At 44.7% G+C, this 1,304-nt stretch carries 1 protein-coding gene; it reads left to right on the top strand.

Features of this window, described 5'->3' with window-relative positions; translation table 11 throughout:
• On the top strand, positions 1-1,284 hold a 1,284-nt coding region (locus tag QUB10_RS34125), incomplete at its 5' end, for a reverse transcriptase domain-containing protein (RefSeq protein ID WP_333207552.1).
• Positions 1,285-1,304: the final 20 nt, after the last annotated feature.

The following is a 1,304-nucleotide window of genomic DNA, read 5'->3' as shown; positions in this document are numbered from 1 at the left end:
AACAACTGGAAACATCAGAAGTTACGTTCAATACCAATCCCTAAAAAGGATGGGAGTACCCGCCTCCTTAAGATACCTACTATTGCTGATAGAGCGTGGCAATGCCTCGCAAAATACGTACTAGAGCCAGCACACGAAGCAACTTTCCACGCCCGGAGTTATGGGTTTAGAACAGGAAGGTCGGCGCATGACGCGCAGAAATTTCTATTTCAGAATCTAAACTCAAAAACCAATGGAATAGAGAAACGGGTTATCGAACTCGATATCGAAAAATGCTTCGACAGGATAAGCCACACCAGCATCATGGAAAGACTCATTGCCCCAAAAGGCATCAAGACCGGAATATTCCGCTGTCTAAAATCAGGAGTCAATCCAGAATTTCCAGAACAAGGAACCCCGCAAGGGGGCGTGGTAAGTCCATTACTAGCCAATATTGCTCTCAACGGGATTGAGGAAATACACCAATCAGTCCGCTATGCGGACGACATGGTAATAATCTTGAAGCCCAAAGATGACGCACTGGCAATACTTGATAAAGTCAGCGAATTTCTGGCAGAACGAGGGATGAAAGTTAGTGAAAAGAAAACCAAGCTAACGGCTACGACAGATGGATTTGACTTCCTCGGTTGGCATTTCAAAGTGCAAAACAACGGAAAATTTAGATGCGTCCCATCAGCGGACAATTTTAAAGCGTTCCGTCAGAAGGTAAAACACATCGTCAACAACTCGAATTATGGAGCCACGATTAAGGCTGAGAAATTAGCCCCTGTGGTTAGAGGCTGGAGAAATTACCATCGCTACTGTAAGTTGGAAGGGTCGCGGTTATCACTGTGGTTCATCCAAAATAGAGCCTTCAAGGTATTCAATAAGGAATCGAAACAATCTCGCTACACCAGCAAGAAACTGCTTGACAAAGCATTCCCATCGGTTTCTTTCTCCGAAAACAAATTTGTCAATGTCAAAGGGGAGAAATCACCTTACGACGGAGATATAGCCTACTGGAGTGAACGTAACAGCAAACTCTATAACGGCGAAACCTCTAAAGCTTTAAAACGGCAAAACCATAAATGTGGAAAATGTGGCTTAAGAATGCTAGGCGATGAAAAGGTGCATCTACATCATGTAGACGGAAACCATAGTAACTCGAAAATAAACAACCTTCTAGCGGTTCACGAAAGCTGCCACGATTATATCCACATGAGCAAAAGCGCAAGCCAAGAACATCGGGAGCTGGGTGCGGTGAAAATCGCACGCCCAGATCTAACTGAGAGGGGCAGGGAATAATATCCCTCCTCGACTCAACC

Origin of the sequence: Microcoleus sp. B5-D4 (genome assembly GCF_036705145.1) — a bacterium.
GTDB lineage: Bacteria > Cyanobacteriota > Cyanobacteriia > Cyanobacteriales > Microcoleaceae > Microcoleus.
The sequence above is the reverse complement of the archived record's forward strand: the minus strand, read 5'-3'. Positions and strand labels throughout refer to the sequence as shown.